The sequence below is a fragment of the Acinetobacter sp. FDAARGOS_558 genome (genome assembly GCF_003937785.1).
Lineage (GTDB): Bacteria > Pseudomonadota > Gammaproteobacteria > Pseudomonadales > Moraxellaceae > Acinetobacter > Acinetobacter baumannii.
Map to the genome: position 1 here is coordinate 2,357,637 of NZ_RKJH01000001.1, position 14,077 is coordinate 2,371,713.

Annotated in this window: 14 protein-coding genes; 5 read left to right on the forward strand and 9 right to left on the reverse strand. The window is 39.4% G+C overall.

Annotated elements, in window-relative coordinates:
- Positions 1–53 precede the first annotated feature (53 nt).
- Entirely contained in the window at positions 54–752 is a 699-nt protein-coding gene (locus tag EGT34_RS11360; RefSeq protein WP_000592164.1) for a DsbC family protein, read from the forward strand.
- 52 nt (positions 753–804) lie between these two features.
- On the opposite strand, the gene EGT34_RS11365 is transcribed toward EGT34_RS11360, so the two are convergent.
- From EGT34_RS11365 to EGT34_RS11400, 8 genes are all read right to left on the reverse strand, one after another.
- Positions 805–1,056: a GlsB/YeaQ/YmgE family stress response membrane protein gene (locus EGT34_RS11365; RefSeq protein ID WP_000269732.1), complete on the reverse strand. Its 252-nt coding sequence runs from the start codon at positions 1,054–1,056 to the stop codon at positions 805–807.
- A 172-nt stretch (positions 1,057–1,228) separates the two neighbouring features.
- On the reverse strand, positions 1,229–1,756 hold the full coding sequence (gene hpt / locus EGT34_RS11370) for a hypoxanthine phosphoribosyltransferase (RefSeq protein ID WP_000214980.1): 528 nt from the start codon (positions 1,754–1,756) through the stop codon (positions 1,229–1,231).
- Between the two features lie 214 nt (positions 1,757–1,970).
- The gene (gene guaD, locus EGT34_RS11375) at positions 1,971–3,296 is read right to left on the reverse strand and encodes a guanine deaminase (protein ID WP_000052276.1); all 1,326 of its coding nucleotides are present in this window, start codon (positions 3,294–3,296) and stop codon (positions 1,971–1,973) included.
- Positions 3,297–3,352: 56 nt separating this feature from the next.
- A complete protein-coding gene (locus EGT34_RS11380; RefSeq protein WP_001100889.1) occupies positions 3,353–4,408 on the reverse strand; it encodes a Rieske 2Fe-2S domain-containing protein in 1,056 nt (351 codons plus the stop codon).
- Positions 4,409–4,698: 290 nt separating this feature from the next.
- Positions 4,699–5,859, reverse strand: coding sequence for a glutathionylspermidine synthase family protein (locus EGT34_RS11385; protein WP_000823194.1), 1,161 nt, complete (start codon positions 5,857–5,859; stop codon positions 4,699–4,701).
- A 21-nt stretch (positions 5,860–5,880) separates the two neighbouring features.
- The gene (locus EGT34_RS11390; protein ID WP_001256723.1) at positions 5,881–6,246 is read right to left on the reverse strand and encodes a hypothetical protein; all 366 of its coding nucleotides are present in this window, start codon (positions 6,244–6,246) and stop codon (positions 5,881–5,883) included.
- 188 nt (positions 6,247–6,434) lie between these two features.
- On the reverse strand, positions 6,435–7,391 hold the full coding sequence (locus EGT34_RS11395; protein WP_000447698.1) for a TerC family protein: 957 nt from the start codon (positions 7,389–7,391) through the stop codon (positions 6,435–6,437).
- A 318-nt stretch (positions 7,392–7,709) separates the two neighbouring features.
- Positions 7,710–8,306 carry an undecaprenyl-diphosphatase gene (locus EGT34_RS11400; RefSeq protein ID WP_000051337.1) on the reverse strand — a complete coding sequence of 199 codons (597 nt, stop codon included), beginning with the start codon at positions 8,304–8,306 and terminating at the stop codon, positions 7,710–7,712.
- Between the two features lie 135 nt (positions 8,307–8,441).
- Between EGT34_RS11400 and EGT34_RS11405 the strand changes: the two genes are divergently transcribed.
- Positions 8,442–9,692 (forward strand): low temperature requirement protein A, encoded by a 1,251-nt coding sequence (locus EGT34_RS11405; protein WP_001266014.1) that lies wholly within the window; start codon positions 8,442–8,444, stop codon positions 9,690–9,692.
- A gap of 69 nt (positions 9,693–9,761) precedes the next feature.
- Here EGT34_RS11405 and mpl read toward each other — a convergent pair whose 3' ends face one another.
- Entirely contained in the window at positions 9,762–11,135 is a 1,374-nt protein-coding gene (gene mpl, locus EGT34_RS11410; RefSeq protein ID WP_000550105.1) for a UDP-N-acetylmuramate:L-alanyl-gamma-D-glutamyl-meso-diaminopimelate ligase, read from the reverse strand.
- 241 nt (positions 11,136–11,376) lie between these two features.
- Here mpl and EGT34_RS11415 point away from each other — a divergent pair, with 241 nt between their 5' ends.
- From EGT34_RS11415 to EGT34_RS11430, 3 genes are all read left to right on the forward strand, one after another.
- Positions 11,377–11,739, forward strand: coding sequence for a DMT family protein (locus EGT34_RS11415; RefSeq protein ID WP_085943970.1), 363 nt, complete (start codon positions 11,377–11,379; stop codon positions 11,737–11,739).
- A 183-nt stretch (positions 11,740–11,922) separates the two neighbouring features.
- Entirely contained in the window at positions 11,923–12,435 is a 513-nt protein-coding gene (purE, locus tag EGT34_RS11425; RefSeq protein WP_000994663.1) for a 5-(carboxyamino)imidazole ribonucleotide mutase, read from the forward strand.
- A gap of 9 nt (positions 12,436–12,444) precedes the next feature.
- The gene (locus EGT34_RS11430) at positions 12,445–13,566 is read left to right on the forward strand and encodes a 5-(carboxyamino)imidazole ribonucleotide synthase (protein ID WP_024437379.1); all 1,122 of its coding nucleotides are present in this window, start codon (positions 12,445–12,447) and stop codon (positions 13,564–13,566) included.
- The last annotated feature ends 511 nt before the right edge of the window (positions 13,567–14,077 follow it).

The following is a 14,077-nucleotide window of genomic DNA, read 5'->3' on the forward strand; positions in this document are numbered from 1 at the left end:
TCACTAACGGAACTGATTAAAATGTTCTTCTCTCCTGCCTCCGAGTCGGTTTTATGATTAAAAAATTAGGAATTTTAGCGTTATTTAGTTTAACTACAAGTTTGAGTTTCGCTAATGTAGATACTGTTCGGGAAAATATTAAAAAACAATATCCTAATTTGAAAATTAGTAATATTCAGAAAACCGAAATGCCTGGGCTATATAGTGCTAATCTGGATCAGCAAATTATTTATCTTGGTGAAGATGGGCAGCACATGTTTGTAGGCTCTATGATTCGGTTAAAAGACCAGAAGAACTTAACTAAAGATCTGGTTTTAGGACAGAACTCAATTGATTGGAAACAGTTGCCTTTAAAAGATGCCATTAAAACAGTCAAAGGTAATGGTCAGCATGTTTTAGTAGTATTTTCTGATCCAAATTGCCCTTATTGTAAGCAGCTTGAACCTGAACTCGACAAGCTTAAAGATGTCACTATTTACACTTTTATCTATCCTTTAAAACCTCAGTCTATTGTGGTTTCTAGACAAGTTTGGTGTGCCCCGAATCAATCATATTCATGGAAAAAGTTAATTGAGCAAGGTGTTAAACCAACGGTTGCGAGCTGTACAAACCCGATTGACCGTAACTTGGAATTAGGGAAAAAATTAGGTTTTAATGGCACGCCTACTCTCATTTTTGCTAACGGATTTAAACTCGTCGGAGCGCGCTCTGCTGAAGAAATTCAGGCAGTTTGGAGAGAGTTAGGTTTATAAAATGACTTAAAAAAAGCACCTTTCGGTGCTTTTTTAAAATTAAATTTACTACTTAGCTTTTTCGTGCAATTAGGTTATAGATAAAGAGAATAATGACGGCACCAATGACAGAAGCAATAAAGCCCGCCGCTGAATTTTCTCCATAAAGACCAAGTAAGCGACCGCCATAAGTGGCTAGAAGTGAACCTGCAATACCAATTAAAGTAGTAACAATAAAACCTGCTTTATCATCACCTGGGTGTAAAGCACGAGCGATTAAGCCAGCGAAGAAACCAACCACAATAGCAACAATAAGTGACCACATATTTGTTCTCCAGTTGTTTTTTTGATGAAGTTAATGATTTTGCTTCATATTCTATCGTGCGGTAGAGTGATCTGTTTTGTCTGTAGCAGATTGCGACTTTTTGTGTCTTTTTTGTTCAAAGCTCAGCCTTTATATAAAAAAATAGCACCTTGCGGTGCCATTTTTATAAAATTTATAGGCCAATCTCACCAATAAATGGTAAGTGACGATATTTCTGGTCGTAGTCTAAGCCATAACCAACAATAAATTTATCTTCAACTTCAAAACCTAAAAATTTAACTTCTAAATCAATTTCACGGCGAGATGGTTTACTCACTAATGTGCACAATTGAATTGAATTTGGTTCGCGAGTTTGCAACATTTCCACGACTTTGCTTAAGGTGTTGCCTGAGTCAATAATATCTTCAACCACAAGCACGTCTTTACCACGAATTTCACCATCAAGATCTTTTAAGATTTTAACGTCTCGACTTGAAGTGGTACCGCCGCCATAGCTAGACACTGTCATAAAGTCGAGTTCATGTGGTTTGGTAATCGTACGGCATAAGTCTGCCATGAAAATAACAGAACCACGAAGTAGACCAATCAGAACCAATTCTTTGTCACTATTTGCATAGTGAGAATTGATTTGCTCGCCGAGCTCTTTGACTTTTGCTTGAATTTCTTCGGTTGAAATCATGATGCTCATTGCAACAGTCATGGCAGATTCCTACAAGATATAAAAGAAAAAATAAAAAAGGTGTTGACCAGCAACACCTCGAAAATCTGAGTTAATGGTAAAATTTTAAAGCAAAATGACGTTTCATGCACCCTTTGATGGCTGTGAAATTTTATCATTTTGCGGAATATGTCGATCACGCTTTAACGCAATAGCACATATTCCAAATAATAACAAAAACTTAACAATACCTTTTTTATTTGGCTGTTTCTTTTTGATAAGCACGGTTTCCATAAATATAAGTCGCTTCAATATTACGGTCATCACCTAAAGTGAATAATGCAAACAGTGAATCTTCAACAGATTTAGATTTAGACTGGCGAAGTTCCTGTAATGCTGTTGGCTTTAAGTTTAGTACCACAAAGTCTGCTTCTTTACCGACGTTGAAGTTGCCTAACTGATCCTGCAAATCGAGTGCTTTTGCTCCGCCTAGGGTTGCATGATAAAGCGCTTCATAAGCTGAGAGTTTATCACCTTGTAACTGCTGAACCTTATAAGCCTCGTTAACAGTTTGCAGTAAGCTAAACGATGTGCCAGCCCCAATATCTGTCCCTAAGCCTACTTTCACTTGTTTTTCCCAAGTTTTTTTCAATGGAAATAAACCACTGCCTAAGAACAGGTTTGAAGTTGGGCAAAATGCGATAGCCGATTGTGTATCATGCATACATTGCCATTCTTCATCTTCTAAATGAACGCAATGCGCAAACACAGAACGCTTACCAGTCAGACCATAATGTTGATAAACATCTAGATAGCCCGCTTGTTCCGGAAATAAAGATTTCACCCAAGCAATTTCATCTTTGTTTTCACTTAAATGCGTATGGACATACACATCCGGAAATTCTTGTTTTAACTGCCCTACTCTTTCTAATTGCTCAGGTGTAGAAGTCGGCGCAAATCGTGGCGTAATCGCATACAGAGCACGGCCCTTACCATGCCATTTTTCAATGAGTGCTTTAGTGTCGCTGTAAGCCGTTTCTGGCGTGTCACACAGCGCTTCCGGAGCATTACGGTCCATAAGTACCTTGCCAGCAATTAAACGCATCTGAACGCGCTCTGCGGCTTCAAATAAGGCATCAACAGACTCGGGATGAACTGTACAGAAAACGAGGGCCGTGGTTGTCCCGTGTTTTAAGAGTTCCTTAACAAAGAACTGGGCAATTTCGCTTGCATATGTTTTGTCTTGAAACTGGATTTCAGTTGGGAAAGTATAAGTATTAAGCCAGCTTAAAAGTTGCTCGCCGTAAGCTCCCACCATTTCGGTTTGCGGAAAGTGAATATGGGTATCAATAAAGCCGGGTACAATCAATTGTTCTGGATAATGTTGAATCTCAACTCCAGCAGGTAGATGCTGTTGAGCGTCTTCCCATGCACCAAACCATTTGATCTTTCCATGTTCACTAATCAATACACCATCTTCCAAATAACGTATTTGATTTGGAATATCAGTTGGCTCAGAGACAGTTTGTTGAATATCTAAAAAACGACCACGCACAACGGTGGTATTTGCGATCAATGACATGGAAAGCCTATATATTTTCACTTTTTTCAATTGATTGTACCCCAGTTAGCCAAGATTTAAACGGTATAACGTTTACTTAGTCCCCATTCAGCCAAAATCCGTCGATAAGTCGTTGATGAACGGTCTGCTTCAAAATGTGCTTCCATCATTAGATCAAGCGGCAGTTCTTCTGGCTTTTGTGATTCGACCATATCTTGGTCTTCGGCAAAAATTTGCGCATTAAATGCATATACCTTTTCTAAATCACCTGTTTGGTCAAAGTTACGTGTGAGTGGAACAAATAAACGGGTTTTATTACTTGAGATAGGACAACAGGCATTTAAAATTTTTAAGATCCCACCTTCTGGAAAATCGACAGTAAGTACGGCAGAAAATGGTGGATAAACCTCAAAGGTACGCTTCCACAAAAAGCCTTCTGGTTCGAGATGTTTTAGTTCATGCGGATAATTACTGACATTGCTGATATAGACCGTTTTTAAGCCATAGTTAGTACGTTCAGTGTGATATTTTGGGACGATGGGATTATCACGATTCGCAAAGGCGTTGTGATGCACCCATGCAAAATGAGCGACATCAATAAACCCTTCAAGCTGACGACCACTAGAACCACCAATATCCACAAAAGGTGGCAAAATCGCTTGATGCTCTGCATCATCCCATGTATCTAATACAGGAATATTGGCTTTAGCAATATCACGACCATGAATACTGGTCCAAATGAGGCCATATCTTTGCACAACCGGAAATTTGGTCAGAGAAAAACGATCAGAAATTTTAGTTAGTTCGGGCTGAGCTGGTATTTGAGTACATTTCCCTTCAGTGTTATAGCGTAGACCGTGATAAGGACAAACAATCTCCTCACCATCGACCCAACCTTTGGTTAAAGGCACGCCACGATGTGGGCAAATATCTCGAACCAGATGAATTTCGCCACTTTCTGTTTTGTATAACGCCATATTGACGTCTAGTAGCTTGACTCGTTGAGGTGCAGTAGAGACATCTTGAATACGCGCAACCGGATACCAATGGCTCGATAAAATTTCCCAATCTTTTGCTTCAAAACTGCTGTTACACGGCATGGCAAGGGGAGTTAAAGTTGGAATCACATTCATGGCATCACTCCTTAAAAAAATCAGGGCTCTGACGAGCCCCTAAAATCTAGGCTTTTTTCTTTTTAGGAGATGCAAAGAGCTTGCCAATATTGAATTTTAAGAAAGTAAACCAGAATAAAAAATTTAAAATACATAGAGTTAAATCATTATATTTTTGAATTTTTGTTCTAATTTAGCTTTAAAAGCGAACATTGATTATTCGCTATATATTTAAAATGCACTGATTGACTGCGTCGAAGGCACAATAAAAAAGCACCTAAACAGTGCTTTTTTAAATCTCTATTCGCTTATTACTCGACAAAATAATGTGCTGCAAAGTGGGCGTCATTACCAATGATGTCATAACAATCTTCACGAATAGACATGCCTGCACATTGATGTCCAACCATCCATAAACCAAGAGTAGGTAGTTGTCCTGAAAATAATGGGGTATCTACCCATTTCTGTACGACATAACCATATTTGTCATAGTCATCAAAATAAAAGCTACCAGAAGCCGCGCCTTGGTCATGGCCGTCTTGTAAAACCCGAATATTGGCCCCTTCCCTTGCCAAAATCGGCTTTTTCACCCATTTGCCAGACAAACTTTGTTGCGAGTCATAGGTATGGGTTTCGATCAATAATGGATGATTGGGATAACACTTCCAAAGCTCAACCAGAATCGCTTTATTTGAAAGTAGCATTTTCCAGCAAGGTTCAATCCACTGTGTTTGTGGGTGGATATATTGAGAAAATGCTTCTTCCCAGATCCATTCCCATGGATAAAGTTTAAATATGTTTTGAATGGGCTGATTATGGAGATCAACAAAATCTTGCCCGTTCCAACCTATGTTCTCCATAGAAAGCTCGGAAACTTGTAGATGAGCTTGGTAAGCGGTATCCATCAAATACTCGAGATTGCCCCAGTCTTCCCTTCCAGCTTCCTGACAGGCAGCAAAATGCACATGGCTACCACGCGGTAAAATTGTCTTCCAGCGTTTAATCAGGTCTTCATGAATACTATTGAACTGGTCTCGGTTTGCAATGCCCGAGACTTGTTCTATCCACAGCCACTGTGCGACAGAAGCTTCAAGTAAGCCAGTCGGTGTGTCGGCGTTATATTCCAGCATTTTGATATTTCGCCCATCGTAAGCGAAATCAAAGCGGCCATACAGCATCGGAGCATTTTGTTTCCATGAATGTTCAATATGGTTTATGGCTGTTTCTGGAATTTGAAAGTAAGCAGGATAGTTTCCTCGTTGAATGAGGTCTCCTACTACCGATAAACACATCTGATGCAGTTCATTTGCCGCATCTTCGAGTTGTTCAATCTGTTTAAGAGTAAACTCATACGCAACCCCTTCAGACCAGTAAATTGAGCCATCGAGAGAAGGTAAATTAAAATAATCAAAACCAATATTTTGATGCTCCACTTGCCAGTCTGGTCGTGGAGTAAATATTTTTCTTTTCATATTAAGTGAATGCCTAAAGACTTAGCCGCCGAAAGAGAAACCACTACGACCAAACCCCCCACGTATTGGGGATGAAGAAGACGCGCTTTTCGCCGTACTTGAGATAACTGGTCGGCCTACACTCAAATTGCTGTAAGGATGTAAGGTATTTCCGTGATAAGAAACTTCCCGATTATTTTGATAATACGCAGGCCCTAAATAGTGGCTTCCAACATAGCTAGAACCATGTCCACTTGAGCTATTTTCTTGTTTACATGTTTCATTATTCCAGTCGCGAGCACAGTCATATTGGTTGTTATATACGTCTTGTACTAAAGGACCATCATTATGGCTACATGCCGTGAGTAATAACGGGACAACGACAAGATTAATTTTTTTAGAACGCATGAGACTCCACACATTTTAATAAATATATTCGGCATAAAATACCGATTAGCTGTTATCTATTATGTTTCTGATTAGGAAAGATAAATTTTAGGTTGGCATATGATATTAACCTGTTTTTTTAAAGTACAGTCTCTTTTGAAGATTTAGATAACAAGGCATCTTACATGTAGATGCCTTGTTGTGATGAATTAGGACTGCAATTGCTTTTTGTTGTGTCGTAAAGAGAGGTAAGCAGTGATTGCTAACACTATGACGATAAAGCTTAATGAGATCCAGATTGGCATGTGGAATACATCAAGCAATAACATTTTTGCACCAATGAACAATAAGATAATGCCTAAGCCGTATGGCAAGTAATGCAATTTAGTCGCAGCGCCAGCAAGTAAAAAGAACATTGCGCGTAAACCTAAAATTGCCATTAAGTTCGCCGTTAAAACAATAAACGGGTCGCTAGTTACCGCGAAAATAGCAGGAATAGAGTCTACTGCGAAAATCACGTCTGAAGCTTCAACCAAAATCAAAACTAGAAATAACGGCGTTGCCCACAATAAACCGTTTTGGCGTACAAAAAATTTGTCACCTTCAAGCTGCGGTGTAATACGCATATGGTTACGTAACCATTTTAAAAGCTTGATATCTTCAATGTTGGTTTCTTCTTCTTGGCCTTTTAAGAACTTAAAGCCTGTATATACCAAGAACGCGCCGAAGATATAAAGTACCCAAGAAAACTCTTGAACGAACCATGCACCAATAAAAATAAAGAGGGTACGCAGTACGATTGCGCCTAATACGCCGTAGAGTAAAATTTTACGTTGTAGCGCAGCCGGTATAGCAAACGCTGCGAAAATCATTAACCAGACGAAAACGTTGTCAATTGCGAGGGACTTTTCGAGTAAGTAACCTGCAAAGTATTCCATGGTTTTTTGGTTTGCTAAGGTCACCCCAACTGTTTGTTGTAGGTAAAGCCATAAACCACCACCAAATAAGGCTGCAACGCTTACCCACGCCACGCTCCAGTAAGCAGCTTGCTTAATTGAGACATCTTGACCTTGTTTTTGCTTAAAGCCCAAGAAGTCAATCAGAAGCATGACAATGACTATGCCAAAGAATGCTACGTACAGCCATAAATTGCCGATTGTTTCCATAAATCCTCCATACATCCGGCAATTGGGCATAAAAAAACCTCGACCAGTTGCCAGATGAATTAAACATCTGTATCAACATGATCAAGGTCTTGCCTACACCATGAATTTCACGATGCTCAGATACCGACTTTTTAATAAAAGTGTATTGACGATATCTGACACATAACATTGCTGTTATGTTTGGAGGAGGCTACTCCCCTTGTCAAACTAAATTCTTTTTTGGATAAAACTTATCCAAGTCCACATAGAATGGCAGATTTTTTTGTATTGCGCAACTGAACTTCATGTGGTGGTTTTACTACATAAAAGCTCTAGAGGTTATTTAATCAAACCACGGTCTAAAAGCGGTTTGCATATAATCTGGTAAAGGTGAATAAAGAATGCTGTTAAAGGTGTACCATAAATATTCCAGAAGTAATAACCGGCTGTGTTGACCAGTAACGCGACAATAAAAGCACCCAACATATCTAAAGGGAAATGCACACCTAAATAAATACGTGACCACGCCACCACAAATGACAAAAATAAAAGAATAATTCCAATCATTTTGCGCTGAGCAAACAAATAAGACAGGGCTATGGTGCTAAAAATCAGCATATGATTACTTGGAAAAGACGCTGTTGGTGCATGTTCAATAAAGGTGGTGCCCACACCCATCACAAACGGTCTTGGGTGATGGTAAAACAGAGAAATAACGTAACCGACTAAAAGCGATACACAGGTTAGAAAGACAGATTTAATGACCCTATTTTTTAAATCTTGATCGCCATAAAACCATAAAAATGTAAGTATGAATAAAAGAATATAGAGGAGATCATTAGCAAAAAAGATAGCAAGACGAATGATAAATTGACTCGCATCCTGAGCCCCATTAATGACATGGAATAAGCTAAGGTTGAGTGTTTCTAAAGACATTCATATTCCAAACAAGAACAAAAACGTGAGCTATGATAAAGAATTAAGCTTAAGGTCTTGATAAAGAATTGTCACAAAAATGAAATATAGTTTATTTGTGAGTAAATAATAGACAGTAAGGCTAGATAATTTTTAATGCGTGTTCGGGGCGTTAATATTAAAGTGTTAACGTGTTGGCACTTTATTCGAGAACGTTATTTTATGACTACTCAAGAAAAACAGAAAAAATTAAGTTTGAGGCCCCTATCTCCAAGAGATCCAGAACAGCCGCATAGAGCAGCAACTCCCCTCGAATTATTATTCGATTTAATTTTTGTGGTCGCGATTGCAACAGCGGGTCAGCAGCTACATCATGCAATTATTGAAAATCATCTATGGCATGCATTACCAAGTTATCTGATGGTATTTTTTGCGCTGTGGTGGGCATGGATGAATTTTTCATGGTTTGCTTCGGCTTACGATAATGACGATGCATTGTATCGGTGTCTTACCTTTGTACAGATTGTAGGGTCATTAGTCATGGCCGCAGGTATTCCTGATGTGTTCCATAGTCAGGATTTTGACATCATTATTGTCGGCTATGTGATTATGCGTTTGGCTTTAGTCACCCAGTGGCTAAGAGCCGCAAAACATGACCCTGAACGGCGAATTACGGCGTATCGTTATGCCGTAGGTATCGTATTGGTACAAATTGGTTGGCTTGTTGCTAACTTTGCTCATGCCCTTTCAATTCCTTTATTTTTACTTCTGGTTGTGGTCGAGTTATTTGTTCCTATCTATGCAGAAAAATATTCGCCTACGCCGTGGCATCCTCACCATATTGTAGAGCGCTATGCCCTTCTTACTATTATCGTTTTAGGGGAATCCATCGTAGGTAGCTTTAATGCCATTCGTGATGCGCTTGCGGCTCAATCTATTAATATTTCGGCTGTTTTTTTAATGATTGGCGGATTAATGTTGATGTTTGCAATGTGGTGGGCTTACTTTGACCGCAGTGAACAGCATCATCATGTTAAAGGTGTACGTCCGTTTGTTTGGGGATATGGCCATTATTTTGTTTTTGTGAGTGTTGCTGCCGTAGGTGCTGCCCTTGCTGCTGCTGTGGATGTTACCACCCACCATGCCCATATTTCTGATTTATACATGGGTGTAATTGTCGCGGTGAGTGTGGTGCTTTATACCAGCTGCATATGGATACTTTACGAGTTTCAGTGCTTATCTGGAATTACTAAATGGTTTTATCCTATTACTGCACTCATTATTTTATGTATTCCGTTTATTTGTAATAACGTGGGATATAGCGTGTTTGCGATGGGTATTGTCTATACGTTACGTTTATTCATCTCGAATAAATTTATGGAAAATATAGAGCCAAAACAGGTTTAAAAAATAATTAAACTAAAAAACGGGTTTCAATTTGAAACCCGTTTTTTATTGAATCATCTGGAGCGAAAGTTAAGCAGCTTTTGCTTTTAATGCGCTCATAAGTTTTTGATGTAAGCCACCAAAACCACCATTCGACATAATTACAACGGCATCACCCTCACCTGCTTCATTGACAATACGTTCAATAATTTCATCAAGTGAACGGCTGACTTGGGCATGGTTAGTCGCAGCTTCAATCACAGGTTGTAAATCCCAATCTAGGCCTTCTGGCTGATACCAGATCACTTCGTCTGCTAAACGTGCAGAATGTGCCAAGCCATCTTTATGGCTACCCATGCGCATGGTATTTGAACGTGGCTCAATAATGGCCCATAAACGACGTTCGCCTAAACGTTTACGTGCGCCATCTAAAGTCGTGTCGATTGCTGTGGGATGGTGAGCGAAGTCATCATAAACCTCAATACCATTGATCGTGCCGAGTAACTCCATACGGCGTTTTACACCGCCAAAGTTAGACAAAGCTTCACATGCCTTTTCAAGCGAAACGCCTACATGCTGAGCGGCTGCAATCGTTGCCAATGCATTCGCTACGCTATGCTGCCCTGTCATGCTCCATTTTACTTCGCCAACAACATTGCCATTTTCGAGTACTTTAAAATGGCTGCCATCAATTGAAATTAATTCGGCAGACAAAGCCGCTTTTTCATTTGCTTCTAAACTTGTACGAATCACTGGTGTCCAGCAACCCATTTCAAGTACTTCATCAATATGTGTTTCAGTAATTGGCGCAATAATACGGCCTTCACTTGGAATAGTACGAACCAGATGATGGAATTGCTTTTGAATCGCTGCTAGGTCATCAAAAATATCGGCATGGTCAAATTCAAGGTTATTTAAAATCGCCGTTTTTGGATGATAATGAACAAACTTAGAACGTTTATCGAAGAAAGCTGAGTCATATTCGTCGGCTTCAACCACAAAGTATTTGCCACCGCCTAAACGAGCGCTTTCACTAAAACCAAGTGGAACACCGCCAATTAAAAAGCCCGGGTTTAAACCCGCCTGATCAAGTACCCAAGCGAGCATGGTTGTCGTAGTTGTTTTTCCATGAGTACCCGCCACACCAAGCACATGTTTACCTTGTAAAACGTGATCAGCAAGGAACTGTGGACCAGAAATATATGGCAGACCTTCATTTAGCATGTATTCGACAGCATCTATACCACGTTTCATGGCATTGCCGACAATAACCAAGTCCGGATGAGGCTGTAAATGGCTACGGTCATAGCCCTGCATGAGTTCAATACCTGCATTTTCTAACTGGGTAGACATTGGCGGGTAAACGTTTGAATCGGAACCTGTTACCTTATGTCCTAAATCACGAGCTAAAAGTGCTAAAGAGCCCATAAAAGTGCCACAAATACCCAAGATATGCAGATGCATTGCTCGCCTTCTCCACTGCTTTTGTACACAGTATTAATGTGAATTACTGTGTTTTCATTATTGATAAATTTGCCAGCAACGATAGCAAGGCTCAACTGGAAAAGATAGTCAAAATTCGTTGTTGTTCTATGTGTTTGAGGCGTTCATAAAAGTACAGCTTTATTTTTTAGATTTAAGCTGAATTACAGTTTTATCTTTTATAATATTTTCGATCCATATTAATACTTACATCATCGTGATGATGAAGGATGTGCCTTTGAGCCCAACGGTTTTAGCTTTCGTTCTGTTAATTATTTCTAACTGTTTTATGACACTTGCATGGTACGGGCATCTTAAGTTTTTGCACCACGCACCATTCTGGCAAGCGATTTTATTCGGTTGGGCTATTGCCCTGCTCGAATATAGTTTTATGATTCCGGCAACTCGACTCTTGAGTGACCAAGGTTGGACTTTGGGTGAAATGAAAATTACCCAAGAAGTTGTCACGCTTATTGTATTTGTTCCATTTATGGTGTTGCTATTTAAGCAGCCGTTCAAGCTAGACTATGTTTGGGCTATGTTATGCCTGTTTGGTTGTGTCTATTTTGTATTTAGAAGCCAGTAAAATTATCTGAAATTGGGTTTTCAGACAGATCGTTGTTAAATCCATCGGAATCATGCTTTTTCCACATAAACTTGGGCTTTGGGGTGAGTGAAAAAACAGCTATAATATTGGCCTCATCTTTTTCTCTCATGCTTGGCTTGGTACAAGTCGAGTTTTTACCATTTTTACGCTTTGGAAATGCCAATGAACGCGGTCGCAACAGATACCCAACCTTTAGTCGGAATTATCATGGGTTCCCAGTCCGATTGGGCAACGCTTGAACATACTGCCAATATGCTTAAACAACTTGGTGTCCCATTTGAAGCGGAAGTGGTATCTGCTCACCGTACTCCGGACCGTTTGTTTGAATATGCAGAAACTGCGCGTGATCGTGGTATTCAAGTGATTATTGCAGGCGCTGGTGGAGCTGCGCATTTACCAGGTATGTGTGCGGCAAAAACTGATTTACCTGTGTTGGGTGTACCAGTTAAATCATCAATTTTAAATGGCGTAGATTCATTACTTTCAATTGTACAAATGCCAGCAGGTATCGCTGTAGGTACTTTGGCAATTGGTCCGGCTGGTGCGACCAATGCTGCGATTATGGCTGCTCAAATCTTGGGTTTAACTCGTCCTGAAATCGCAAAAAATGTTGCAGATTTCCGTGCTGCACAAACTGATAAAGTTGCAAGCAACAATATTCCGGGACAGGTTTAAGAGGCTGAAATGGATAAAACTATCGGTATTTTTGGTGGTGGGCAATTGGGCCGTATGATGGCGCAAGCAGCTTTACCATTAAATATTCAATGTACTTTTTTTGAAGCAAATACAGATTGTCCAGCAGGTGTTTTAGGCCAAGTTTTTTCTAGTCAAGATGAACAAGGTTTAAAGCAGTTTATTGAAAGCGCTGATGTTTTCAGTCTTGAGTTTGAAAATACACCTGTTGCAGATGTAGATGTGTTAACACAAACTAAAACACTGCACCCTCCCCGTATTGCTTTAGCAACTGCGCAAAATCGGTTGTCAGAAAAAGCATTGTTTGATGAACTTGCGATTCCTGTTGCGCCGTATCGTGCTGTAGATAGCCTAGAAAGCTTGAAAAAAGCTGTTGCTGAGCTTGGTTTACCAATTGTACTTAAGACTGCAACTGGCGGGTATGACGGTAAAGGTCAGTTTGTACTTCGTTCAGAAGACCAAATTGATACAGCTTGGGCAGAGCTTGGTCCTGCAAAAAGCTTAGTGGCTGAAAGTTTTGTGAAATTTTCTCGCGAAGTTTCGATTATTGCAGTACGTGGTCAAAATGGTGAAGTGAAGACTTGGCCATTGGCTGAAAACCACCATCACAACGGTATTTTGTCGCACTCAATCGTACCTGCACCGAATAGTGAAGCTCTACAACCTGTTGCTCAAGACTACATTACGCGTTTGTTAAATCATCTCAACTATGTAGGTGTGCTAACTCTCGAGCTATTTGTGACAGAACAAGGCTTGTGTGCAAATGAGATGGCACCGCGTGTGCATAACTCAGGCCACTGGTCAATTGAAGGCGCGGTTTGTTCTCAGTTTGAAAACCATATTCGAGCTGTTGCAGGATTACCATTAGGCTCAACAGAAGTTATTCGCCCAACGGTTATGATCAATATTATTGGTCAACATCCTAAAACTGAGGATGTACTTGCCTTAAATGGTGCTCATCTGCATCTTTATAACAAGTCAGAACGTGCTGGCCGTAAATTAGGCCATATCACTTTAATGCCTGTGGATAGTAATGAATTGACGAATTTATGCCGTCAGTTAGCGAAAATTTTGCCAGAACCACTCGCTTTAACAGATGATATGATCATTTAAATAAGTTAAATTTTCTAAAAAGCGATCTTCGGATCGCTTTTTTTGTCTTTTAAATTTAAAAAAATATTAAAATCCTGTTATTTGCTCACTGTGGATAACTTTTGTTGAGCTTTTGAATTTAAATATAGGTCCTAATTTTGAATTTAAAAATGAAATAAGTTGCTTTGAGAGTTTTTGAATTTAAAATAAGTTATCCCCAATACTTAAAGTTTGAATTTAAATCCGGTACTCCAGTTTGTGTTTGTTTTGAATTTAAAAAGATATATGTCGTCTGAATGATATTTTGAATTCAAAACTGCGCCTGACTTTTAAATTTAAAACGTATATTCATGGGTAGCCAAGGGTTTGTACTTCACAAGAGTTATGAAAAGCATAAAGAATATAGTGTGTAAGGTGCTTTAGGTGTGTGGTTTTATAAGTTATCCACAAGTGGATGGGGCTTGGATTTTTAAATTTAAAATGAAGTTTTTGAATTTAAATTAGAGGGCAGATTTTGAATTTAGAAATTAAT

Excerpts from the sequence above, each read along its gene's own strand:
- EGT34_RS11360 (WP_000592164.1), top strand. The coding sequence starts at position 54 with ATGATTAAAAAATTAGGAATTTTAGCGTTATTTAGTTTAACTACAAGT.
- EGT34_RS11365 (WP_000269732.1), bottom strand. The coding sequence starts at position 1,056 with ATGTGGTCACTTATTGTTGCTATTGTGGTTGGTTTCTTCGCTGGCTTA.
- hpt (WP_000214980.1), bottom strand. The coding sequence starts at position 1,756 with ATGACTGTTGCAATGAGCATCATGATTTCAACCGAAGAAATTCAAGCA.
- guaD (WP_000052276.1), bottom strand. The coding sequence starts at position 3,296 with ATGTCATTGATCGCAAATACCACCGTTGTGCGTGGTCGTTTTTTAGAT.
- EGT34_RS11380 (WP_001100889.1), bottom strand. The coding sequence starts at position 4,408 with ATGAATGTGATTCCAACTTTAACTCCCCTTGCCATGCCGTGTAACAGC.
- EGT34_RS11385 (WP_000823194.1), bottom strand. The coding sequence starts at position 5,859 with ATGAAAAGAAAAATATTTACTCCACGACCAGACTGGCAAGTGGAGCAT.
- EGT34_RS11390 (WP_001256723.1), bottom strand. The coding sequence starts at position 6,246 with ATGCGTTCTAAAAAAATTAATCTTGTCGTTGTCCCGTTATTACTCACG.
- EGT34_RS11395 (WP_000447698.1), bottom strand. The coding sequence starts at position 7,391 with ATGGAAACAATCGGCAATTTATGGCTGTACGTAGCATTCTTTGGCATA.
- EGT34_RS11400 (WP_000051337.1), bottom strand. The coding sequence starts at position 8,306 with ATGTCTTTAGAAACACTCAACCTTAGCTTATTCCATGTCATTAATGGG.
- EGT34_RS11405 (WP_001266014.1), top strand. The coding sequence starts at position 8,442 with ATGCGTGTTCGGGGCGTTAATATTAAAGTGTTAACGTGTTGGCACTTT.
- mpl (WP_000550105.1), bottom strand. The coding sequence starts at position 11,135 with ATGCATCTGCATATCTTGGGTATTTGTGGCACTTTTATGGGCTCTTTA.
- EGT34_RS11415 (WP_085943970.1), top strand. The coding sequence starts at position 11,377 with ATGAAGGATGTGCCTTTGAGCCCAACGGTTTTAGCTTTCGTTCTGTTA.
- purE (WP_000994663.1), top strand. The coding sequence starts at position 11,923 with ATGAACGCGGTCGCAACAGATACCCAACCTTTAGTCGGAATTATCATG.
- EGT34_RS11430 (WP_024437379.1), top strand. The coding sequence starts at position 12,445 with ATGGATAAAACTATCGGTATTTTTGGTGGTGGGCAATTGGGCCGTATG.